This window comes from Bacillus sp. TH25, assembly GCF_016650935.1.
Lineage (GTDB): Bacteria > Bacillota > Bacilli > Bacillales > Bacillaceae_G > Bacillus_A > Bacillus_A mycoides.
On sequence record NZ_JAEKEU010000039.1, the window covers coordinates 331,624 to 355,489 of the forward strand.

At 36.8% G+C, this 23,866-nt stretch carries 25 protein-coding genes; 20 read left to right on the plus strand and 5 right to left on the minus strand.

Annotated elements, in window-relative coordinates; genetic code table 11:
* Window positions 1-191 precede the first annotated feature (191 nt).
* Both JFT89_RS25570 and JFT89_RS25575 read left to right on the plus strand, forming a co-directional pair.
* Window positions 192-1,982 carry a cation:proton antiporter gene (locus JFT89_RS25570; RefSeq protein WP_016096041.1) on the plus strand — a complete coding sequence of 597 codons (1,791 nt, stop codon included), beginning with the start codon at window positions 192-194 and terminating at the stop codon, window positions 1,980-1,982.
* A gap of 92 nt (window positions 1,983-2,074) precedes the next feature.
* A complete protein-coding gene (locus JFT89_RS25575) occupies window positions 2,075-3,274 on the plus strand; it encodes a class I SAM-dependent rRNA methyltransferase (protein ID WP_016096042.1) in 1,200 nt (399 codons plus the stop codon).
* Between the two features lie 43 nt (window positions 3,275-3,317).
* Here JFT89_RS25575 and JFT89_RS25580 read toward each other — a convergent pair whose 3' ends face one another.
* Together JFT89_RS25580 and JFT89_RS25585 are read right to left on the minus strand one after the other, a co-directional pair.
* Entirely contained in the window at window positions 3,318-3,512 is a 195-nt protein-coding gene (locus JFT89_RS25580; RefSeq protein WP_001014315.1) for a YwbE family protein, read from the minus strand.
* On the minus strand, window positions 3,513-3,686 hold the full coding sequence (locus JFT89_RS25585; protein ID WP_002015431.1) for a hypothetical protein: 174 nt from the start codon (window positions 3,684-3,686) through the stop codon (window positions 3,513-3,515).
* Between the two features lie 170 nt (window positions 3,687-3,856).
* Here JFT89_RS25585 and JFT89_RS25590 point away from each other — a divergent pair, with 170 nt between their 5' ends.
* From JFT89_RS25590 to JFT89_RS25620, 7 genes are all read left to right on the plus strand, one after another.
* On the plus strand, window positions 3,857-4,549 hold the full coding sequence (locus tag JFT89_RS25590) for a response regulator transcription factor (protein WP_016096043.1): 693 nt from the start codon (window positions 3,857-3,859) through the stop codon (window positions 4,547-4,549).
* Between the two features lies 1 nt (window position 4,550).
* Window positions 4,551-5,486 (plus strand): HAMP domain-containing histidine kinase, encoded by a 936-nt coding sequence (locus JFT89_RS25595; RefSeq protein WP_002067470.1) that lies wholly within the window; start codon window positions 4,551-4,553, stop codon window positions 5,484-5,486.
* A 126-nt stretch (window positions 5,487-5,612) separates the two neighbouring features.
* Window positions 5,613-6,536, plus strand: coding sequence for an ABC transporter ATP-binding protein (locus JFT89_RS25600; protein WP_016096044.1), 924 nt, complete (start codon window positions 5,613-5,615; stop codon window positions 6,534-6,536).
* A complete protein-coding gene (locus JFT89_RS25605; RefSeq protein ID WP_016096045.1) occupies window positions 6,529-6,690 on the plus strand; it encodes a hypothetical protein in 162 nt (53 codons plus the stop codon). The genes JFT89_RS25600 and JFT89_RS25605 overlap by 8 nt, the downstream gene beginning before the upstream one ends.
* A gap of 34 nt (window positions 6,691-6,724) precedes the next feature.
* Window positions 6,725-7,429 carry an ABC transporter permease gene (locus JFT89_RS25610; protein ID WP_016096046.1) on the plus strand — a complete coding sequence of 235 codons (705 nt, stop codon included), beginning with the start codon at window positions 6,725-6,727 and terminating at the stop codon, window positions 7,427-7,429.
* Window positions 7,430-7,466: 37 nt separating this feature from the next.
* Entirely contained in the window at window positions 7,467-8,336 is an 870-nt protein-coding gene (locus JFT89_RS25615; RefSeq protein WP_016096047.1) for a DUF4097 family beta strand repeat-containing protein, read from the plus strand.
* 24 nt (window positions 8,337-8,360) lie between these two features.
* Window positions 8,361-9,056, plus strand: coding sequence for an ABC transporter permease (locus tag JFT89_RS25620; protein WP_016096048.1), 696 nt, complete (start codon window positions 8,361-8,363; stop codon window positions 9,054-9,056).
* Window positions 9,057-9,119: 63 nt separating this feature from the next.
* Here the strand turns inward: JFT89_RS25620 and JFT89_RS25625 are convergent, their stop codons facing one another.
* Window positions 9,120-9,452, minus strand: a complete 333-nt coding sequence (locus tag JFT89_RS25625; protein WP_002145483.1) for a YfjL-like protein — start codon at window positions 9,450-9,452, stop codon at window positions 9,120-9,122.
* A 139-nt stretch (window positions 9,453-9,591) separates the two neighbouring features.
* Entirely contained in the window at window positions 9,592-10,095 is a 504-nt protein-coding gene (locus JFT89_RS25630; protein ID WP_201040894.1) for a DinB family protein, read from the minus strand.
* 507 nt (window positions 10,096-10,602) lie between these two features.
* Between JFT89_RS25630 and JFT89_RS25635 the strand changes: the two genes are divergently transcribed.
* The 8 genes from JFT89_RS25635 (at window position 10,603) to uvrC (ending at window position 19,806) form a co-directional block, all read left to right on the plus strand.
* The gene (locus tag JFT89_RS25635) at window positions 10,603-12,114 is read left to right on the plus strand and encodes a BclA C-terminal domain-containing protein (protein ID WP_201040896.1); all 1,512 of its coding nucleotides are present in this window, start codon (window positions 10,603-10,605) and stop codon (window positions 12,112-12,114) included.
* 193 nt (window positions 12,115-12,307) lie between these two features.
* Complete coding sequence (locus JFT89_RS25640; RefSeq protein WP_201040898.1) at window positions 12,308-13,999, plus strand: long-chain-fatty-acid--CoA ligase; 1,692 nt, start codon at window positions 12,308-12,310, stop codon at window positions 13,997-13,999.
* 106 nt (window positions 14,000-14,105) lie between these two features.
* Window positions 14,106-14,693, plus strand: coding sequence for a fatty acid metabolism transcriptional regulator FadR (locus JFT89_RS25645; RefSeq protein WP_012261773.1), 588 nt, complete (start codon window positions 14,106-14,108; stop codon window positions 14,691-14,693).
* Window positions 14,694-14,704: 11 nt separating this feature from the next.
* Window positions 14,705-15,481 carry an enoyl-CoA hydratase gene (locus JFT89_RS25650; RefSeq protein WP_002138524.1) on the plus strand — a complete coding sequence of 259 codons (777 nt, stop codon included), beginning with the start codon at window positions 14,705-14,707 and terminating at the stop codon, window positions 15,479-15,481.
* Between the two features lie 78 nt (window positions 15,482-15,559).
* A complete protein-coding gene (etfB, locus tag JFT89_RS25655; RefSeq protein WP_002138523.1) occupies window positions 15,560-16,333 on the plus strand; it encodes an electron transfer flavoprotein subunit beta in 774 nt (257 codons plus the stop codon).
* A 36-nt stretch (window positions 16,334-16,369) separates the two neighbouring features.
* On the plus strand, window positions 16,370-17,347 hold the full coding sequence (gene etfA / locus JFT89_RS25660; protein ID WP_016096051.1) for an electron transfer flavoprotein subunit alpha: 978 nt from the start codon (window positions 16,370-16,372) through the stop codon (window positions 17,345-17,347).
* A gap of 211 nt (window positions 17,348-17,558) precedes the next feature.
* Window positions 17,559-17,873 carry a thioredoxin gene (gene trxA, locus JFT89_RS25665; RefSeq protein WP_000974757.1) on the plus strand — a complete coding sequence of 105 codons (315 nt, stop codon included), beginning with the start codon at window positions 17,559-17,561 and terminating at the stop codon, window positions 17,871-17,873.
* A 148-nt stretch (window positions 17,874-18,021) separates the two neighbouring features.
* Complete coding sequence (uvrC, locus tag JFT89_RS25670) at window positions 18,022-19,806, plus strand: excinuclease ABC subunit C (protein WP_002067412.1); 1,785 nt, start codon at window positions 18,022-18,024, stop codon at window positions 19,804-19,806.
* Window positions 19,807-19,921: 115 nt separating this feature from the next.
* Here the strand turns inward: uvrC and JFT89_RS25675 are convergent, their stop codons facing one another.
* A complete protein-coding gene (locus tag JFT89_RS25675) occupies window positions 19,922-20,371 on the minus strand; it encodes a YslB family protein (protein ID WP_002015405.1) in 450 nt (149 codons plus the stop codon).
* Window positions 20,372-20,667: 296 nt separating this feature from the next.
* On the opposite strand from JFT89_RS25675, the gene sdhC reads away from it, so the two are divergent.
* The 3 genes from sdhC to sdhB are packed head-to-tail and all read left to right on the plus strand — an operon-like array spanning window position 20,668 to window position 23,855.
* Window positions 20,668-21,294, plus strand: coding sequence for a succinate dehydrogenase cytochrome B558 (sdhC, locus tag JFT89_RS25680; protein WP_002015407.1), 627 nt, complete (start codon window positions 20,668-20,670; stop codon window positions 21,292-21,294).
* 13 nt (window positions 21,295-21,307) lie between these two features.
* Window positions 21,308-23,101 carry a succinate dehydrogenase flavoprotein subunit gene (gene sdhA / locus JFT89_RS25685; RefSeq protein WP_002034228.1) on the plus strand — a complete coding sequence of 598 codons (1,794 nt, stop codon included), beginning with the start codon at window positions 21,308-21,310 and terminating at the stop codon, window positions 23,099-23,101.
* Window positions 23,094-23,855, plus strand: coding sequence for a succinate dehydrogenase iron-sulfur subunit (gene sdhB / locus JFT89_RS25690; RefSeq protein ID WP_002088861.1), 762 nt, complete (start codon window positions 23,094-23,096; stop codon window positions 23,853-23,855). The genes sdhA and sdhB overlap by 8 nt, the downstream gene beginning before the upstream one ends.
* Window positions 23,856-23,866: the final 11 nt, after the last annotated feature.

Below are 23,866 nucleotides of genomic sequence, written 5' to 3' on the forward strand. Positions count from 1 at the left end.
AAATCATTATCATTGTCAATAGTAATTTTCATATAAATGTAGAATTAAGGATGAATTTACTATTATATAAGTAATTTGACCATATAGTTAATTAAGTTATATATTGTTAAAATAAAACAAAATAAGAAATATATACAAGTAAAGTATGGTTTATACCTTGCTTTCGCAATACTATGAACAAGGAGGGTATTATGGTCGAATCACTGTTACTTAGTATCGTTATTATTATTACACTAGGCATCGCCTCACAATGGACTGCATGGCGATTCCAGCTCCCTGCTATTGTTGTTATGGCAGTTGCCGGATTATTAATTGGTCCAGTTTTCGGTATTATTAATCCAAAAGAGGTGCTTGGAGATGTTTTTAGTCCACTCGTATCACTTTCTGTTGCCATTATATTGTTTGAGGGTAGTTTAAGTTTAGATGTACGTGAACTGAGGGGACTATCAAAACCAGTATTTCGTATTGTTACGTTTGGTGCGTTTATTGCTTGGATTGCTGGCTCACTTGCAGCTCATTACGTCGCTGGATTAGATTGGGCGGTTGCATTTATTATTGGAGGACTTTTTATTGTGACAGGTCCAACTGTAATTATTCCGTTGTTACGCCAAGCACGATTAAAGCCAAGGACAGCTGCAATTTTAAAGTGGGAAGGGATTATCGTTGATCCGTTTGGAGCATTACTTGCTGTATTCGCCTTTCAGATTGTAAATTTCTTAACGAAAGAAAATGTACACTTACATACGTTACTATATTTCTTTGCAGGTTCGTTATTTGCAATGGTGCTTGGGTATGCGTTTAGTATTTTTATGAGTTATATGATTTTAAAAGGGAAAGTACCAGAATATTTAAAGGCACCGATTTTGCTCGTTACGGTATTACTATGCTTCGGCATTGCAGATGAAGTCATGCATGAAACAGGTATGCTAGCCGTAACAGTAATGGGGATTACACTTGCACGGATGAAGAAATATATTTCTTCTATCGGTGATATTCGTCATTTTAACGAAAATATTTCCGTACTATTAACATCGACTGTTTTCATCATCTTAACAGCATCACTTCCAAGAACGACGATTATGGAGATTTTTAGCTGGCCTATTATTAGCTTCGTACTTATGATGCTATTTGTTGTTCGTCCTTTATCAATTTGGGTATCGACAATCGGAACAGAGTTAACAAGATCAGAAAGGGCGCTAGTTGGTTGGATTGCGCCGCGAGGTATTGTTGCATTAACGGTTTCAAGTTACTTTGCGACGGAGTTATTACAAGAAGGGTATAAAGATGCTTCTATATTAACAGCACTTACATTTGCACTCGTAATTACGACCGTTTGTGCTCATGGATTTTCAATTGGATTTTTAGCAAAAAAATTAGGATTAGCCAATACACAGCCACCAGGTATTTTGATTTCAGGAGCTAGTACATTCTCAACTGCATTCGCTATGCATTGTAAAGAGATGGGGATTCCGAGCTTAATCGTAGATGTATCGGAAGAACATTTGCAATGCGCAAAGGTGAAAGGGCTTAATACATATAACGGCCAAGTACTCTCAGAGCAGTTGCAATTTGAAGTAGATATGAATCAGTATGAATACTTAATTTCAGTTACAGATACCGATTCTTACAATGTATTAGTCGCAAACACATATGTACCGCAGTTTGGACATCATAATACATTTTTACTTCCGATTCATGATGTGGAAAAGATTGAGCAAGAACGCATCTCTCTTTCGAAAAAAGCTCATTTGCTGTTTGGTCAAAATGAAATTTATGAAGAGTTAGATAGAAAAATTGAAGAGGGTTATACATTTAAAACGATACAAGTTGAGGAAGAACAAAAAATTAATAAAGAAGAGAGCGATTCAGAGGATGTAATATTATTTATTCGTCACGATGATGGCAGTCTTACTTTTTCAACATTGTATAAATATATAGCGGTTATACCAGGAGATGAGCTAGTTGTACTAGCAAAGCAATAATATGGTATAGTGAAACGAGGCTTTTTTCAGCCTCGTTTTTTACATTGCTTCCTACTAATTAGAAAGCATTCAAATGGAAAGGAAGACATTACATGCGATCTGAAGTAACTATAAAAATAAAACCGAAGTTTATAAAAGAAATTAAAAGTGGATATCCACTTATTTTAAAAGATGCTATTCAAAATTTAAATGATGTACGTGAAGAAGGAACAATCATCAACGTAGTAGATGAGAAGAACCAATTCATCGGAAAAGGCTATTATGGAAAACAAAATAAAGGATATGGATGGATTTTAACGAGAAAAGAGAAAGAGCAAATTAATCAACCTTTCTTTGAAAGTAAAATCAAATCTGCTTTACATAAACGAAAAGATTTTTATAAATCAAATGATACAACAGCATTTCGTGCCCTGAATGGTGAGGGCGATGGCCTTGGTGGTTTAATCATCGATTATTATGACGGCTATTACGTAGTAAGTTGGTATAGTGAAGGGGTTTATACTTTCCGCGATGAGATTATAGCAGCACTTCAAAAAGTAGCAAATTTCAAAGGGATTTATGAGAAAAAGCGTTTTGATACGAAAGGGAAATACATTGAAGGTGATGATTTCGTCGCAGGAGAGCGTGGTGAGTTCCCACTTATCGTAAAAGAGAACGGTGTAAACTTTGCTGTATATTTAAATGACGGGGCGATGGTTGGTGTATTTTTAGATCAGCGTAACGTTCGAAAACAAATTCGTGATAAATATGCAAAAGGGAGAACAGTCTTAAATATGTTCTCTTATACTGGGGCTTTCTCTGTATTTGCAGCGCTTGGTGGTGCAAGTAAAACAACAAGTGTGGACCTTGCAAATCGTAGTTTAAGTAAAACGATTGAGCAGTTTAGTGTAAATGAAATTGATTATGAAGCACAAGATATTATTGTAGAAGATGTATTTCTGTATTTCAAATATGCAGCTAAGAAAAAGATGAAATTTGATATGGTTGTACTTGATCCCCCAAGCTTTGCACGCTCGAAAAAATATACGTTCAGTGCGGCGAAAGATTATAAAAACTTATTAAAAGAAACAATTGCGATTACAGAAAATAACGGTATTATCGTTGCTTCTACAAATTGTAGCGCATTCGATATGAAAAAGTTTAATGGCTTTATCGATACAGCATTTAAAGAAATGAACGGTAAATATAAAATATTAGAAGAACATTCTTTACCGGAAGATTTCCGTACAATTGATCAATTTAAAGAGGGAGACTATTTAAAAGTAGTTTTCATCGAAAAAATTAAAGGTTAATGAAAATAAGAAAAGGAGCTCAAGTTTAAATGAGCTCCTTTTCTTATTGAATAATATTTTGTACTCTGCCAACCTGTCCGTCTTGCAATCTTACTTTAATGCCGTGCGGATGAGAGGGTGAGTTAGTTAAAATATCTTTTACAATTCCTCTTGTTAGCTTACCTGTACGTTGATCTTGTTTTAATACAATATCAACTTCAAGACCTGATGAAATGTTAGACCGTTTTTGCCCGTTCATTTATACACCTGTACGTCTACGTTGGTTGTTTGTTTTCTTCGTTTGTTGGTTTTGTAATTTTTTCGTTTCTTGACTTTGACTTCCATTATTTGAGCCGTTTCCATTTCCTTGCTTTTTCTTCGCAAGTTGTTCGCGCATTAAATCAGCTAAGCTTACTTTTTTGTTTTCTGACATGATAAGTCTCCTTTATATAAAGTTAATTATGAACAATCGTAGTGAATTTCATCATATCATTGTTAAGGAAGGAAGGGAAGTTGGTTTGAAAATTCATATAATTCTTTCCAGCATTCATTCGTTACGATACAATTAAATTGTTAATGTTTGTTAAAAAAGGGGATAGAAATATGTCACATCATATTTTATTAGTTGAAGATGACATCTCAATTCAAGAGATGGTTGAAACATATTTAGTAAAAGAAGGTTTTCAAGTTACAATCGCATCTGATGGAGAAGAAGGAGTTAATGCATTTTTAAAAGGATCATTTGATTTGATTATCCTCGATATTATGATGCCGAAGTTAGATGGGTTAGAGGTCGTCAGAATCATTCGAGAAAAAAGTGCCGTTCCGATTTTAATGATGTCAGCGAAAGATACAGATGTTGATAAAGCTATTGGATTAGGACTTGGAGCAGATGATTACATTTGTAAGCCATTTTCTATGATTGAACTAGCTGCACGTGTAAAAGCGGGTATTCGGAGGTCTACAAAGTATTCAGCTGTGGAATCAAAAGATGAGGCGATTCAGATTGGTGATTTAATAATTGACCCAATTAATTTTACTGTGGAGAAAAAGGGAAGACAGCTTAAACTTACTTTAAAAGAATTTGAGATTTTAAAGCTATTCGTGAAGAATCAAAATCGTGTGTTTACGAAAGCGCAAATATATACGCTTGTTTGGAATGAAGAATATTATGGTGATGATAATGTTATTAATGTTCATATGAGAAGATTACGTGAGAAAATTGAAAGTGATCCATCTAATCCAGAATATATTAAAACATTATGGGGCATCGGCTATAAGTTGGAAGTGATGTAGTATGGTTGTATTTTTAACAGTGGTGATTATTATATTGCTTATCGTTATTTACGTGCAATATAAAATCAGGAAAAATAGTAGTAGGAATTTACGCTACACGTATGAGAAGTTAAATCGAATTGTAAAAGAACAAACTGGTGAGAAGCTATTAATTATGACAGATGATCTAGAATTGCAAAAGTTATTAGTGGCGATTAATCATTTATTAGATGCAAAACAGAAAACGAATGCAGATCATGCGAAAGTGGAAATTTCGATGAGAAAAATGCTTTCAAATATTTCACATGATTTGAAAACACCACTAACAGTTATTCTTGGATATACCGAAATGTTAAATAAGGATAAAACGATAAACGAGGAAGAGCAGCAAATATTACTCGAAAAGGTGCATGTAAAAACACTAGAAGTGATGGAACTGATTCATAAGTTTTTTGATTTAGCAAAATTAGAATCCGGTGACAAAGCAATCGAGATGACAAAAGTAAATATGAATGAAGTTTGTCGCGAGAAGATTTTATCTTTTTATGATTTAGTGACGACGAAAGGGTTTCAAGTTCATATTGATATACCAGAAAGAAATATATATGCACTTGGAAATGTAGAAGTATTAGGTAGAGTATTGAATAATTTAATATCAAATGCGATTACATATGGAGACGATGGAAAGACACTTGGTATGACGTTAAGAGATGATGAAACGAGTGTGTATATAGACGTATGGGATACAGGAAAAGGAATTGATGAATCTCATATTGATAAAGTGTTTGAGCGTATGTACACACTTGAAGATTCAAGAAATAGATTGTACCAAGGAAGTGGTCTAGGGTTAACAATTACGAAAAGGCTTGTGGAAGCGATGGATGGAGAAATTTATCTTTCTAGTAAGCCGTATGAAAAAACGGTTTTTACAGTTGTATTAACAAAGATGCAGTTTTAGCTTGTAGAGAAGTAGATTCTACAAGCTTTTTTTTCAGCGTAAGGAATTTGTAAGGAACGGGTAAGAAAAAAGAGATTTCCGTTGTCTATTATAGAAATATAGAGCAGTGCGAAAGGGGAAAGTGACATGACATATATATTAAAAACGAACCAGTTAACGAAAGTGTTTAAAGGGAAAGAAGTTATTTCTAGCGTTAATATGCATGTGAAAAAAGGAGAGATTTACGGCTTTTTAGGACCGAACGGCGCGGGTAAAACAACGATTATGAAAATGATTACAAATTTAATAAAACCGACGAGCGGTGATATTGAAATTTTCGGTGAGAAGTTAACAGACACATCTTATGAAGTATTAAAAAGAATGGGGACAATTATTGAATATCCAATCTTTTATGATAAATTAACGGCGAAGGAAAACTTAGAATTACATTGTGAATATATGGGATATTACGATAAAAACGCAATTGATCATGCTTTAAATTTAGTGAAACTGCACGGTATAGATAATAAAAAAGTAAAAGATTTTTCATTAGGAATGAAACAACGACTCGGTATTGCAAGGGCGATCATGACAAAGCCAGAATTACTCATTTTAGATGAACCGATTAATGGTTTAGATCCAATTGGTATTAAAGAGTTACGAGACTTATTTAAAATGCTTTGCAAAGAATATGGCATTACTTTATTAGTCTCTAGTCATATTTTAGGTGAGATGGAACAAATGGCAGATACAATTGGTGTGATTCAAAATGGAAAACTAATAAAAGAAGTTTCGATGAAGAGTATTAACGGAAAACAAACAGAGTACATTGAAATCACTGTTCCTGATGTGAAGCGTGCAGCTTATATTTTAGAAGATAAACTCGGTATAAAAAACTACAAAATAATGAGTGGAAACATGATTCGTGTTTATGAATTGAAGGCGACGCAGCAAGCCATTTCAAAAGCACTCATTATGAACGATGTAGAAATTGAAAGTATTAATAAGAAACATAGTTCTTTAGAGGAGTATTTCTTAAACGTAATGGATGGAGAAGGTATTCATGCTTAATGGACTGTGGCTGAACCTGGTAAGTGGATTAATCGTAATGTTTATAAGTGGAATTCTCTATTATAGGAAACCAGAGCGGAAAGGGTTGTTAATTCTACTAGTGATAGGAATGTTAAGCGTAGTTACTGCTGGAATTAGAATGTTAGTAGCGTAGAGATAGTTATATAAGGAATGGAGGCGTGGTTTGTATGCTTAAATTAATGAAGCTTGAATGGAAGAAACATAAATTATCTAGTTATTTTAAAAGTGTAGCAATTTGTATTATAGCAATTTTCGCCGTAGTAAATCTCATGGCGTTGGGAGCGAAAGACGAGGTAGATGGGCTATTCTCTGACTTCACGCAACAAATGGTTTTAATAAACACTGTTATTAGGATAACATTCATTATTTTTAGTTCGGTCATTTTATCACGTTTAATAATTGATGAGTATAAGAACAAAACAATGCAACTATCGTTTATGTACCCACTGCAAAGAAAAATGTTAATGAGGGCGAAATTAACAATTGTTTTTTGTTTTTGTTTTGTGAGCACGATTATTGCTACTTTCATTATTAGTTTGCTCGTATATTTTGTGAGTCCAATGATGGGACTGATTGAAACGCCAGCTACGATAGGTGAAATAATAGCTATCGTTCCAGCTACTTTTATAAATGCATTTATGATATCTGGTATAAGTTTAATTCCTTTATTTTTTGGGATGAGAAAGAAATCGACACCGACAACAATTACTTCTGCAGTAATAATTGGGATGCTAATTAGTAGTAACTTTGGTTCTGGAAACGGTCAAGTAAGTATGTTTAATTTTATCGCTATCCCAATAGTGCTCTGTTTATTAGGGATTTTTATTAGTTATCTTTCATATCGTAAAATCGACAAGATTGATGTGGCGTAAAGCAAGCTTAAAACAACAACGAACTGGGGTATGAATAGTGAAAAAAATAATAGTAATTGCAATTTTACTTATTACAATTGCTAGTGTGGTTTTTGGTTTTAAGGCATTTCAGGGGAAAGATTTTAAGAAAGAAAAGTCTTTTGAGATAAATGATATAAAAGAAATAGAAGTAGACAATGAAAACTGGGATATTGAATTTAAAAGCACAGACGCTAACAAAATAGTGATTTCTGCTCAAGGCCAACGAGCAGATAAAGATTTAGATCCCGTCGAAATAGAACATGAAGGAAATAAAGTTGTGATTAAGCAAAAACAAAAGGCGACCAGATTTTTTAATGGTTTTACGTTTCGGAAGAAAAATAGTATATCTATAGCTATTCCGAAGAAAGAAATAGATAAAATTGTATTAAATAATAAATCGGGCGATGTGAAAATAAGCGATATAGTAGTAAAAAGTATCGTGACAAAAGGCAAGTCTGGAGATGAAATGATTGTAGGACTATCGGCAGATAAGGGTGAGTTCACATCCGAAAGTGGAGATTTAATGTTAAAAGATAGTTCATTACAAGAAGTAAATATAACTTCTACTACTGGCGATAATTATGTGAAAAATATAAAAAATGAAAATATGAACATCACTTCAACATCTGGTGAAGTATTACTGAAAGATATGACAGAAGGAAAATCATTATTTGTAGAAACAAAATCAGGGGATATTGGCGTACGGTATAAGGGTGTTCCGACTTCTTTGAAACTTATGGCTAAAAGTAATTCGTCTGACATAATGGTGAATGTAAACGGACTTAAGAAAGATAAAAATACAGAAAAGGTAAAAAAAGGAACCATCGGTGATGCAAAAAACGAAGTGAAGATTTTAAGTGAAACAGGGGCGATTTATATCAATTAAATTTAAAATGAAAGGAGGACTATCATGCTACGTCTTATGAAGCTAGAATTGAAGAAGTTTAAGCTTGGATGGTATGTGAAGAGAGCGGTTATTGCGAATATCGTTATACTGGCACTACTAATCTTCGTTAGTATCGTTGCTCAAATAGAAGGGGATCCAAAAATAAGGGATTCGCAGATAATTTTGTCGATGGCTAGTGCGTTAGTAAGAGCAACATTTATTATTTTTGGTGGCGTACTAATAGCCAAGTTAATAATTGATGAATATAAAAACAAAACAATATTACTCATGTTTTCTTATCCAATTAACCGAAAGAAAATGATGGTTAGTAAGTTGGCCATTACAGCAACATTAACATTTATAACAGTTATTTTATCGAACATTTTATTAGTAGGAATTTTCTTTGGGATAGATAGTTATTTTTCAATTCTTCCTAATTCATTCACAGTAGATCAATTGATTCAAGAAGGGATAAAGCTTATTCCTTTAGCCATTGCCACGGCAGGAATAAGCTTAATTCCTCTATATTTCGGGATGCGTAAACGTTCTGTGCCAGCTACAATCGTTTCTTCTATTATCGTTGTATTAATCGCAATTAATAACCCGTCCATATTTCCTATAGCGACGTTTCTTCCTCTTCAATTCACATTTGCAGCGATTGGAGTTGCGATTGCATATTACGGAATTAAAAATATAGAGAAGGAAGATATAACAGTATGACAAGAATACGTAAAAAAGAGTTGGCGTTACACCAACTCTTTTTTGTATATGTATGCTTCGTTACTACTTTGTTAATTTGTAGTGTTTACTTAAATACTCCTGCACTCCTGGAGAAATGTTAAAGTTATTAGGACTTTTATATTCGATAGTAAACTCTCCGTCGGTACTTGTTTCAAAGGAGATTGCATAGCTATTCATTTTAGCATCGTAAGAAGTATTTTTGACTTCTGCATCTAGATTAAAGTATTTTGTAATATAATTCTTTGATTCCGTAATTGCTGCTTGTTTTCCCCAAGGGGTACCATAATATGTGAAGTAAATAGATACACCGATAACTCCAATGATTGAAGTTAGTAAAAGAGTTCCCAATGTTATTTTTTTATTCTTTGTATTCAATATGGTTCCCCTTTCCTAATAATATGAATTTATTTTAACGTATTTTCCTCATAAAACAATTATTTAGTAGAAAATAGTTTCACATGAAACAAGTTACAGAAAAAGACAAGGTGAGCAATCACCTTGTCTTTTTCTGTCGTTACATTTTAGGAGCTTCCATTCCAGCTGCAGCCCACTCTTCTTTTGCAGGACCATATACGCCAGGAATTGTTAAGTCAGCTTGTCGCATTAAAACGGTCATTTGCCCGCGGTGGTGATTTTGATGATTAATGAGTGTCATTAAAAATATAGAATTCGGCATAGGACGGCCAAAGAAGTCATTAATAGTTGCTAAATCTTTATCAGTCCATTCGCTTTGAAGTGCTTCAACAAAAGCTGCGTTTACTTTACGATACCCATCTGCAATTGTTTTAGCTGAAGTTGGAACAGGATAATCTTTCGTTTCTCCTTCAAATTTAAGTCCCGTACCAGATAGCATAACTGGAATTGCCGTCACGATATGCCAAGCAACCCTTCCTAACGTCCAATGCCCAGGTGCAATTTCCTGTAATAAAGATCCATCCGTTAGTGCATCGAGCATCTTCTGAGTAGACTCAGCCTCATATACCCATGATTGTAAAAAGCCTTCAATTGTTTGGTACATTGTTATCCCCCCCTAGTTTTGTTCCTAGATTAAATTCGTGAAGAAAAATGAGGTTCCTTGTAAATAATACAAAAAATAAAAAAGAAGGCTTCTAACAAGAAGTCTCCTTAATTAACTAACTTTTTTCCCACTCTTCCTCATCAACCACAAGAAATAAGGCGCTCCAAGTACAGCAACGTTTAAATTTGCCCTAACGATAAAGATTTGAATAATCGCTGAACCGAGCGCTGAAATTCCGATTCCAATTAAGGCAAGAGCTGTTGGGCTAAATCCTGATTTCCATGAGAAGAAGAGGAAATTCGTTTAATGAGGAAGGCGAAAGTACAAGCGAAAGGAGAGAGAATTGCATGTAATAATTATTAGAATGTTAGGAACGAACCTTTGTCTATAAAAGGTTTGTTTTAGAACGGGTAGTTGATAGTGAAAATAAAACCAAGTTTTTATTAGAAAGATGTTTCTTAATTGTTGGCTGTACTTAAAAGATTGAACACGAAGGAAGGGATCAGCATGTCTTTATGGAGCAATAATTGTGGGTGTAATAATCAAAACGGTGTACATGTTGATTCATGCTGTTTTAGTTGCGATGGGACAGTTCCTAAGTTGGGTCCAACAGGGCCAACAGGAGCAACGGGTCCGACAGGGTCGACAGGAATAACAGGAGCAACGGGTCCAACAGGATCGACAGGAATAACGGGTCCAACGGGGTCGACAGGAATAACGGGAGCAACAGGTCCAACAGGATCGACAGGAATAACGGGATCGACAGGAATAACGGGAGCAACAGGAATAACAGGAGCAACAGGTCCAACGGGAGCGACAGGAATAACAGGAGCAACGGGTCCAACGGGAGCAACAGGAATAACAGGAGCAACGGGTCCAACAGGATCGACAGGAATAACAGGAGCAACAGGTCCAACGGGAGTAACAGGAGCAACAGGATCGACAGGAATAACGGGAGCAACAGGTCCAACGGGATCGACAGGAATAACGGGAGCAACAGGAGTAACAGGAGTAACAGGAGTAACAGGTCCAACAGGAGCAACAGGAGCAACGGGAGCAACAGGAGTAACGGGAGCAACAGGCCCAACAGGCCCAACAGGAGTAACGGGAGCAACAGGCCCAACAGGAGTAACGGGAGCAACAGGAGCAACGGGAGCAACAGGTCCAACAGGAGCAACAGGCCCAACAGGCCCAACAGGCCCAACAGGCCCAACAGGCCCAACAGGCCCAACAGGCCCAACAGGAGCAACAGGAGTAACAGGTCCAACAGGAGCAACAGGATCAACAGGAGCAACAGGAGCAACAGGCCCAACAGGAGCAACAGGAGCAACAGGAGCAACAGGAGTAACAGGAGTAACAGGTCCAACAGGAGCAACGGGAGCAACAGGAGCAACAGGAGTAACGGGATCAACAGGAGTAACAGGATCAACAGGAGCAACGGGATCAACAGGAGTAACGGGAGCAACAGGATCAACAGGAGTAACAGGAGTAACAGGAGCAACGGGAGTAACAGGAGTAACAGGAGTAACAGGTCCAACGGGAGCGACAGGATCAACAGGAGTAACAGGAGTAACAGGTCCAACAGGAGCAACAGGAGATACAGGTACAAGTATAACTGCTACGTATGCATTTGCGAATAATACATCGGGTACGGCAATATCAGTATTACTTGGTGGGACAAATGTCACACTTCCAAATAATCAAAATATCGGTCCGGGAATTACTGTGTCTGGGGGGAATACAGTATTTACGGTTGCAAATGCCGGGAATTATTATATTTCATATACAATTAATATAACGGCCTCATTATTAGTCAGTTCGCGGATTACAATTAATGGAGCAGCGCTTGCTGGAACTATCAACGCTCCTGCATTAGCAACGACTTCATTTAGTGCAACAATTATTACGACTTTGGCAGCGGGGAGTGCAATTAGTTTGCAGTTGTTTGGATTGTTAGCTGTTGCCACGTTATCAACGACTACACCTGGTGCAGTTTTAACGATTATAAGATTAAGCTAAGTAACGTGAACTCTCTTATTCTTTTAAAATTAGGAGAGTTTCTACATATAATAAGAAGTTAAGGAAGTAAAGCATAGTTATATAGAAGTCAGAATATTATGATTGTAACGATGTTACGACTATAATATAATGAAAACAACTATCATGAATGAACATTCATTTATTTTCACAAGTATTGGAAGGGGGAATGAGAGTGGAAAAACCTTGGTTGCAGAGTTATCCAGAGGAAATCCCAGGTACGATTTCATATGATATTCAGCCACTTCATGGATATTTAGAGAAAATGGCTGCTCGTTATCCAGAAAAGAAAGCGCTTCATTTTTTAGGTAAAGATGTTAAATTTTCAGATTTCCATGACAAGGTAAAGAAATTTGCGAATTACCTTCAAAGGCTTGGTATTGAAAAAGGTGATCGAGTTGCTATTATGTTGCCGAACTGTCCACAATCTGTAATTGGTTATTATGGTACATTACTTGCAGGAGGTATCGTAGTACAAACGAATCCTCTTTATACAGAAAGAGAGCTTGAGTACCAACTTCATGACTCAGGGGCAAAAGTTATTCTTTGCCTGGATTTAGTGTTTCCGAGAGTTACTAATGTTCAAACTGCAACAAAGCTTGAGCATATTATCGTAACCCGTATTGCAGATTTTTTACCATTCCCTAAAAATTTACTTTATCCATTTGTACAAAAAAAGCAGGCAAATCTTGTTGTGAATGTGTCGGAAAGCGAAACGATTCATCTTTGGAAATCGATAGAAAGAGAAAGTAATGCTGATGTTGAAGTTCCATGTGATCCTGAAAATGATCTAGCCCTTTTGCAGTATACAGGGGGAACGACAGGGTTTCCAAAAGGGGTTATGTTAACGCATAAAAACCTCGTTTCGAACACTTTAATGGGAGCGCATTGGTTATATAATTGTAAAGAAGGAGAAGAGGTAATTCTTGGTGTTCTTCCGTTTTTTCATGTGTACGGGATGACAGCTGTAATGAATTTAAGTATTATGCAAGGATATAAAATGGTGCTTATTCCGAAGTTTGATATGAAAATGGTTTTTGAAGCAATTAAGAAACATAAAGTTACACTATTTCCAGGAGCACCAACCATTTATATTGCTCTATTAAATAGTCCTCTTTTAAAAGAATATGATATTTCTTCAATTCAGGCTTGTATTAGTGGTTCTGCACCGCTTCCTGTAGAAGTGCAGGAGGAGTTTGAGAGAGTTACAGGTGGTAAATTAGTAGAGGGTTATGGATTAACGGAGTCATCACCAGTTACACATGGGAATTTTTTGTGGGAAAAGCGTGTGCCGGGAAGTATTGGGGTACCGTGGCCGGATACAGAGGCAATCATCATGTCACTTGAAACAGGAGAGTCATTACCTCCAGGTGAAATTGGTGAAATTGTTGTAAAGGGCCCACAAATTATGAAAGGGTATTGGAATAAGCCAGAAGAAACGGCAGCTGTACTGCAAGATGGCTGGCTCCATACAGGTGATGTAGGATACATGGATGAGGATGGCTTTTTCTATGTGAAAGATCGTAAGAAAGATATGATCGTTGCTAGTGGCTTTAACGTATATCCTCGTGAAGTAGAAGAAGTGTTATATGAACACGAAAAGGTGCAAGAAGTGGTAACAATCGGTGTTCCTGATCCGTATCGAGGGGAAACTGTAAAAGCGTTTGTTGTTTTGAAAGAAGGCGCTGAGTGTTCTGAAGAAGAATTAGATCAGTTTGCACGTAAATATTTAGCAGCTTACAAAGTTCCGAAGGTATATGAGTTTAGAAGTGAGTTGCCGAAGACGACAGTCGGAAAAATTTTACGTCGTGTCCTAATAGATGAAGAGAAGAGAAAGAATGAGGATGAGGATGAGCAAACGGGCTAAGGCCCTTTCTTTTTGAAAAAATAGGATTGACACTTTTCTAAATAGTCAGTATTATAAGAATATGAATGACTATTCATTCAGTCATCTTCTTGAAGGGGACAGTAAAGTGAAGAAAAATAGACCGAAATACAATCAGATTATTGATGCTGCAGTCATTGTGATTGCGGAGAATGGATACCATCAAGCGCAAGTTTCTAAAATTGCAAAGCAAGCTGGGGTAGCTGATGGCACGATTTATTTATATTTTAAAAATAAAGAAGATATATTAATATCCTTATTCCAAGAGAAGATGGGAGAATTTGTTGAAACAATTCGTCAAAAAATAGCAGGAATTGAAAGCGCTGTAGCGAAGTTATTCATGTTGGTAGAAACGCACTTCTTGCTGTTGTCACAAAATGATCCTCTTGCTATCGTTACGCAATTAGAGCTAAGGCAGTCCAATCAAGACTTGCGCCTTAAAATAAATGAAGTATTAAAAGGCTACTTACAAGTTATGGATGAGATTTTAGAGACAGGTATAAAGCAAGGTGAATTTCAGGCGGATTTAAACGTTCGCGTGGCAAGACAAATGATCTTTGGAACAGTAGATGAAGTTGTGACCAATTGGGTAATGAGCGATCATAAGTATGATCTGGTCGCACTTTCAAAAACGGTACATGGGCTACTTATTGCAGCTTGTGGTTATCGTCAATAATGGGAGGGATCATGTTGAAATTCCTATCTGTAAGAGTTGAAGACCATATTGCGGTGGCGACGTTAAACCACGGGCCAGCGAATGCGATGTCTTCACAAGTTATGCATGACGTTACTGAGTTAATTGACCAAGTGGAAAAGGATGATAACATTCGTGTTGTTGTTCTCCATGGTGAAGGGCGCTTCTTCTCAGCAGGAGCAGATATTAAAGAATTTACATCTGTTACTGAAGCGAAACAAGCGACGGAATTAGCGCAACTTGGACAAGTTACGTTTGAGCGCGTTGAAAAATGTTCAAAACCAGTTATTGCGGCAATTCATGGAGCGGCACTTGGCGGCGGCCTTGAGTTTGCTATGTCTTGCCACATGCGCTTTGTAACTGAAAGTGCAAAACTTGGTTTGCCTGAATTAACACTTGGATTAATTCCTGGTTTTGCAGGTACACAGCGCTTACCACGTTATGTTGGGAAAGCGAAAGCTTGTGAAATGATGCTAACGAGTACACCAATTACTGGTGCAGAAGCATTAAAATGGGGACTTGTTAACGGAGTGTTTTCTGAAGAAACACTGTTAGACGATACACTTAAAGTTGCAAAACAAATTGCTGGGAAAAGTCTAGCAACAACTCGTGCTGTGCTAGAGTTATTGCAAACGACAAAATCGTCTCATTATTACGAAGGTGTACAGCGTGAAGCTCAAATCTTCGGTGAAGTATTTACGAGTGAAGATGGAAGAGAAGGTGTAGCAGCGTTTTTAGAAAAACGTAAGCCTTCGTTTAGTGGTAGGTAGTTCGATTATTTTTTTAATATAAATTAACAGAATTTTAAAATTGATAGAATCTTTCTGAAAAATAAGGGGGTAAATGGAATGAACATCTACGTACTCATGAAAAGAACATTTGATACAGAAGAAAAAATCGTAATTAAAAACGGTGCAATTTACGATGGCGAAGCGGAATTCATCATCAACCCTTACGATGAATATGCGATTGAAGAAGCGATTCAAGTAAGAGATGCACAAGGTGGAGAAGTTACTGTTATAACAGTTGGTGGCGAGGATAGTGAAAAAGAACTTCGCACAGCATTAGCGATGGGCTGCGATAAAGCGGTACTAATTAACATTGAAGATGATGTTGAGAATGGTGACCAATTTACAACAGCAAAAGTGCTTGCTGAATATTTAAAAGATAAAGAAATAGATTTAATTTTAGGCGGGAACGTTGCGATTGACGGTGCATCTGGACAAGTTGGTCCACGAGTAGCTGAAGCGTTAAATATCCCGTATGTAACGACAATTACGAAGCTTGAAATTGATGGTACAAATGTGAAGATTGAGCGTGATGTTGAAGGGGATACAGAAGTAATTGAAACATCATTACCTCTTCTAGTAACTGCGCAACAAGGTTTAAATGAACCGCGTTATCCATCACTTCCAGGTATTATGAAAGCGAAGAAGAAGCCACTAGAAGCGGTAGAATTAGATGATTTAGATTTAGAAGAAGATGATGTGGAGGCAAAAACAAAAACAATTGAAATCTATTTGCCTCCTAAGAAAGATGCAGGAAAAGTGTTACAAGGCGAGCTGCAAGATCAAGTAAAAGAACTTGTATCATTGCTCCACACAGAAGCGAAAGTAATCTAATAAAATACGAAATTATATATGCAGGAGGGAAAATCTATGGCTCGTAAAGTATTAGTAATGGGTGAAGTTCGTGATGGATCGCTACGTAACGTTTCGTTTGAAGCGGTAGCAGCAGCAAAAACAATTGCAGAAGGCGGTGAAGTGGTAGGTCTTCTAGTTGGAGACAGCGTTGCCTCTTTTGCAAATGAATTGATTCATTACGGTGCAGATCGCGTTGTGACAGTTGAAAATGATAAATTAAAATCATATACATCTGATGGTTATGCACAAGCATTCTTAGCTGTATATGCTGAAGAAAAGCCAGAAGGCATTGTATTTGGACATACGGCACTTGGTAAAGATTTATCACCAAAATTAGCAGCGAAATTAGAAGCTGGTTTAATTTCTGACGTAACTGCTTTAGAAATTGAAGGTGGCAATGTTATCTTTACTCGTCCAATCTACTCTGGTAAAGCATTTGAGAAGAAGATTGTAACAGATGGTATATTATTTGCGACAGTGCGTCCAAATAATATCGCAACTCTTGAAAAAGACGAGTCTCGCACAGGTGAAGCGTCTTCTATTACAGTTGATGTGAAAGACTTACGTACAATCATTCAAGACGTTGTCCGTAAAACGGCAGAAGGTGTTGATCTTTCTGAAGCGAAAGTCATTATAGCTGGCGGACGTGGTGTGAAGAGTGAAGAAGGATTTAAACCGTTAAAAGAATTAGCTGACGTACTAGGCGGCGCTGTTGGAGCATCTCGTGGTGCTTGTGATGCAGAGTACTGTGATTATTCATTACAAATTGGTCAAACAGGTAAAGTTGTTACACCAGACCTATACATTGCATGCGGGATTTCTGGTGCGATTCAGCATTTAGCTGGTATGTCTAATTCAAAAATAATTGTTGCGATTAATAAAGATCCAGAAGCTAGTATCTTCAAAGTAGCTGACTATGGTATTGTCGGTGATCTGTTTGAAGTATTACCTCTTTTAACAGAAGAGTTTAAAAAGTTAAAAGTACATTCATGATTTGAGTACCCTTGAGTTCCAAGTGAAGTACCCCTATATATAGAAAAAGGTGAGAGATCCCCTGTCTCTCATCTTTTTAGTATTTCATCCATATTTTTATATAGTATAAAGGAACATTTTTTTGTTACAATACATAACGATACATAATATTCGCCACGTATAAAAGTTAATGATATACTCTTGGTAGAATATACTTGAAGGAGGAAATAAAATGGCAATTATAAATGCAAATGACCAAAGCTTCGCAGCTGAAACTAGCGAAGGTGTTGTACTATTAGATTTCTGGGCGCCTTGGTGCGGACCTTGTAAAATGATCGCTCCTGTATTAGAGGAAATCGATTCAGAGTTAGGCGAGAAAGTAAAAGTAGTAAAAGTGGACGTTGATGAAAACCAAGAAACTGCTCGTCAATTCGAAGTAATGAGCATTCCAGCTCTTTTCGTATTAAAAGACGGTAAAGTGGTTGATCAAGCGTTAGGATATAAACCGAAAGAAGCGTTAGTAGAATTAGTTTCTAAACACTTCTAAAATAAAGAAGCTACCATTTGGTAGCTTTTTTTATTTTCTTTTTTACAACCTTTCCGTTACAATAAAAGAACGTATGTTGGGTGTTTTGGCATAGTATGTTTTTATGTGAAAATAAAAATGATAAGCATGTAGAAATGGAGGGAGACGAGTGCACGAGCATTTAAAAGAGAAGTTAGCAATTTTGCCCGATCAACCTGGTTGTTATTTAATGAAGGATAAGCAGGGAACGGTTATATATGTCGGAAAAGCAAAGGTACTCAAAAATCGTGTGCGCTCGTACTTTACTGGTTCGCATGATGGGAAAACACTTCGGCTTGTTGGAGAAATTGTTGATTTTGAATATATTGTGACTTCCTCAAATTTGGAGGCTCTTATTTTAGAGTTAAATTTAATAAAAAAATATGATCCAAAATATAATATTCAATTAAAAGATGATAAAACATATCCTTTCATTAAAATTACAGCTGAAAAACAGCCGCGCTTACTCATTACGCGAAATGTAAAAAAGGATAAAGGAAAGTACTTTGGGCCTTATCCAAATGCGCAATCGGCACATGAAACAAAGAAATTATTAGATCGTATGTATCCACTTCGTAAATGTTCAAATATGCCAGATAAAGTTTGCTTGTATTATCATATGGGTCAATGTTTAGCACCTTGTGTGAAAGAAGTAACGGATGAGCAAAACAAAGAAATTGTTGATGAAATTATTAAATTCTTAAACGGTGGGCATAAAGAAATTCGTTCAGAATTAGAAACGAAGATGTATGAGGCTTCAGAAAAGCTAGAATTTGAACGGGCGAAAGAGTTGCGAGATCAAATTGCTCATATTGATGCAATTATGGAAAAGCAAAAGATGATTATGAGTGATTTAGTGGATCGTGATGTGTTTGGATATGCAGTTGATAAAGGGTGGATGTGTGTTCAAGTTTTCTTCGTTCGAAAAGGAAAGCTAATTGAACGTGATGTTTCTATGTTCCCGATTTATGATGAACCAGAAGAGGGATTTTTAACTTTTATCGGTCAATTTTATGAAAACAGTAGTCATTTCAAGCCGAAGGAAATTGTTGTTCCAGGAAGTATAGATTCAGAATTAGTAGAGCGCTTTTTAGAAGTTGAAGCGACACAGCCGAAGCGTGGGAAGAAAAAAGATCTTGTGGAATTAGCAAATAAAAATGCAAAAATTGCACTAGAAGAGAAATTTCACTTAATTGAACGTGATGAAGAACGGACGATTAAAGCTGTTGATAATCTAGGGAAGCAACTAGGGATTGAAACACCATATCGTATTGAAGCGTTTGATAATTCAAATATTCAAGGAATAAATCCTGTTTCAGCAATGATTGCTTTTATCGATGGGAAACCAGCGAAGAAAGAATATCGGAAATATAAAATTAAAACGGTCCAAGGGCCAGATGATTACGAATCTATGAGGGAAGTTGTAAGACGCCGTTATACGAGGGCGCTTAAAGAGAATTTACCTTTACCAGATTTAATCATTATTGATGGTGGAAAAGGCCATCTGGCCGCTACAAGTGATGTTCTGGAGAATGAACTCGGATTATATATTCCAATGGCAGGGCTTGTAAAAGATGACAAACATAAAACATCACATTTAATCATTGGAGATCCGCCTGAACCTGTGAGGCTTGAGAGGAATAGCCAAGAATTTTATTTATTGCAACGCATTCAAGATGAAGTGCATAGATTTGCAATTACATTCCATCGCCAGTTGCACGGGAAATCGGTCATTCAATCAGCATTGGATGATATTCCAGGAATCGGCGATAAACGAAAAAAGGTATTGTTAAAACATTTTGGCTCGTTAAAAAAGATGAAAGAAGCTTCCATAGCTGAATTTGTCGAAGCAGGTATGCCGAAAAATGTTGCAGAGATGATATATACTTATTTAACAGATAAGAAGACGTTGTAGTTTACAACGTCTTCTGTTTTTTGGTATAATTTCTGAAGATTTAAAATAAACTCATCTGAATGAATATACAAAAAAGTCAACTAAACTTATATGTCTAGTTGACTGTAAGTAGATGCTACACTTCAATGAGATCTTTTATATCCCATTTAACAAGAAATGTAATAGAGTCTGAACGCTTTTTCTGTTCCTCATAGGACTCTGCAACGACGTTTCTTTGTCTTTGAATTTGCTCGGCGATAAATCCAGCTTCTAATTGATAAGATGAATGTCTTTTTTGTTTTTGACGCTCAGTAATAAGTGTACCTTTAAGTTGAAACTGCATTTCACGACGTTTATGTTCAATGATGCTTAAAGTGCCCCAACCAGCTTTTTCAAAAAACTGAATGACTTCTTCAATTGTTTCTAGCGGATATTTTCTCGCAAGGTTTCTACCGGCCCAGTATAAAATACCATCTAAATCGTTACCAATTAAATCAGGTAGTAATTCTTCACGTAGCAATTCATAAGCGAAGGCGTTCAATGAAACATCTTCTAAAGATGTTATATCGATTGTATTTTTGCTCACAATATTCCCCTCTTTCTATAGGGATTATTATATAACATTTTTCATTTATAAAAATAGATTTTTCTTTGGGGAAATCTGAATATATAAGAAAAAAAGAATTGGCAAATTATATGCAAATTATGTATACGTTTTCTTGACGCTTCGACAAAAATAGGGGTAAAATGAACTTGGTATTAAATTATGCTGAAATATTTTGAATAATTTTTTCAGTTTTTCTTATGCCAATAGTGAAAAAACATTATTGTTGTAAATTAATCTGAAAACAGCAGTCAAACATTCAAGGGGGTAATGGGGACATGAAAGGCCGCGAGTATACGTTTCGTAAGTGGCACTCATTAATGGGGGTCATTCCGGTTGGTGTCTTTTTGACGCAACATTTAATTGTAAACAACTTTGCAACAAGAGGAGCAGAGGCTTTTAACAAAGCTGCAGGCTTTATGGAGCTCCTTCCATTCCGGTATGCGCTAGAAATTTTCATCATCTTTTTACCTATACTGTACCATGCTATATATGGCTTATATATTGCATTTACAGCTAAGAACAATGCGGTATCTTACGGCTATTTCCGTAACTGGATGTTCGTCTTCCAACGAATTTCAGGTATCGTTACGCTGATCTTCATTTCTTGGCACGTCTGGGAAACTCGTATTCAAGCATTGTTAGGTAAAGAGGTAAACTATGATATGATGGCAGATATTTTAAACAACCCATTTATGTTTGGTTTCTATTTAGTTGGTGTTGTTTCAACAATTTTCCACTTTGCAAATGGACTATGGACATTCTGTATAAGCTGGGGAATTACAGTATCTCCACGTTCACAAAGAATCTCTACTTATGTAACATTAGCTATTTTCTTAGGTCTATCTTATGTAGGTGTGAGTGCATTATTAGCGTTCATCGATCCACAGCTAGCAAACCAGTAAGGAGTGGGAGAGCATGAAAGGGAAACTTATAGTAGTCGGCGGTGGCTTGGCCGGCTTAATGGCAACGATTAAAGCGGCAGAAGCAGGAGTAAATGTTGAACTATTTTCTTTAGTACCAGTAAAACGTTCACATTCTGTATGTGCCCAAGGTGGAATTAACGGTGCCGTAAATACAAAAGGTGAAGGGGATTCTCCATGGATCCACTTTGACGATACAATTTATGGTGGGGACTTCTTAGCGAACCAACCACCAGTTAAAGCGATGTGTGATGCAGCACCTGGTATTATTCATTTAATGGATCGCATGGGTGTTATGTTCAACCGTACGGAAGAAGGACTTCTGGATTTCCGTCGTTTCGGTGGAACACAACATCACCGTACAGCATTTGCTGGCGCAACAACTGGTCAACAATTACTATATGCATTAGATGAGCAAGTACGTCGTCATGAAGTAGCAGGACTTGTAACGAAATATGAAGGTTGGGATTTCTTACGAGCTGTTGTAGATGATGAAGGTGTGTGCCGAGGAATCGTCGCGCAAGACTTACAAACTATGGAGATAAAAAGTTTCCAAGCTGATGCCGTGATTATGGCAACAGGGGGCCCTGGTATCATCTTTGGAAAATCAACAAACTCTATTATTAATACAGGTACAGCAGCGTCTGCTGTATATCAACAAGGTGCATATTATGCGAACGGTGAGTTCATTCAAATTCATCCAACGGCAATTCCTGGAGACGATAAGTTACGTCTTATGAGTGAATCTGCACGTGGTGAAGGTGGACGTGTTTGGACGTATAAAGATGGTAAGCCATGGTACTTCTTAGAAGAAAAATATCCAGCTTACGGAAACCTTGTACCTCGTGATATTGCAACGCGTGAAATCTTTGATGTTTGCGTAGAGCAAAAACTAGGTATTAACGGTGAAAACATGGTGTACTTAGATCTTTCTCATAAAGATCCGAAAGAACTAGATATTAAACTTGGTGGAATTATTGAAATCTATGAGAAATTTACAGGTGATGATCCTCGTAAACTACCAATGAAAATCTTCCCAGCAGTTCACTATTCAATGGGCGGATTATGGGTTGATTATAAGCAAATGACAAGTATTCCAGGTTTATTTGCAGCAGGTGAGTGTGATTATTCTATGCACGGTGGTAACCGCCTTGGTGCGAACTCATTATTATCAGCAATTTACGGTGGTATGGTAGCAGGACCGAACGCAATTGAGTATATGAAAGGTCTTTCTAAATCATCTGATGCTGTTTCATCTACTGTATATGAGCAAAATGAATTAATTGAAACAGAGAAATTTAACAATATTTTAATGCTTGATGGTAACGAAAATGCATATGTTCTTCATAAAGAGCTTGGAGAATGGATGACAGATAACGTTACAGTAGTTCGTGAAAATAAAAAGTTACTAGAAACTGATGCGAAAATTGAAGAGTTAATGGCGCGTTACAAACGCATTAACATTAACGATACAGCAAGATGGAGTAACCAAGGTGCTTCATTTACACGCCAACTTGCAAATATGTTTGAGTTAGCGCGTGTTATTACAATTGGAGCATATAACCGTAATGAAAGCCGCGGGGCGCATTACAAACCGGAATTCCCAAATCGTGATGATGCAAACTTCTTAAAAACTACGATGGCGAAATTTGAGGGAGAAGGAAAGGCACCAGCATTCCATTACGAAGAAGTGGATGTTTCATTAATTAAACCACGTAAACGTGATTATTCCTCAAAACACGATGTAGCTGCTAAGGGTGAAGAGAAGGGGGATAAGCAACATGTCTGAGAAAACAATCCGCCTCATCATTACGAGACAAGATGGACCAGATGCACAAGAGTTTGACCAAGAGTTTGAAATTCCATATCGTCCTAATATGAATATTATTTCGGCGCTTATGGAAATTCGCCGTAATCCTGTCGACTCAAAAGGGAACCAAACAACTCCGATTGCATGGGATATGAACTGCTTAGAGGAAGTATGTGGAGCATGTTCGATGGTGATTAACGGAAAACCACGTCAATCATGTACAGCCCTTATTGACCAGTTAGAGCAACCAATTCGCTTAAAGCCGATGAAGACATTCCCGATTGTACGTGATTTACAAGTTGACCGTAGCCGTATGTTTAACGCGTTAAAACGTGTTAAAGCTTGGATTCCAATCGACGGTACGTACGACCTAGGGCCAGGTCCAAGAATGCCAGAGAAAAAGCGTCAATGGGCATATGAACTTTCGAAATGTATGACATGTGGTGTTTGCTTAGAGTCATGTCCGAACGTAAACAGTAAGTCTGACTTTATTGGACCAGCACCGCTTTCACAAGCGCGTTTATTTAACTCGCATCCAACTGGTGAAATGCATAAAGCAGATCGCTTACGTGCAATTATGGGTGATGGAGGACTTGCAAACTGTGGTAACTCTCAAAACTGTGTGCAATCATGTCCGAAAGGTATTCCATTAACAACTTCAATTGCAGCATTAAACCGTGATACAACAATTCAATCGTTCAAAGATTTCTTTGGTAGCGACAATAACTATTAATAAATATTGCC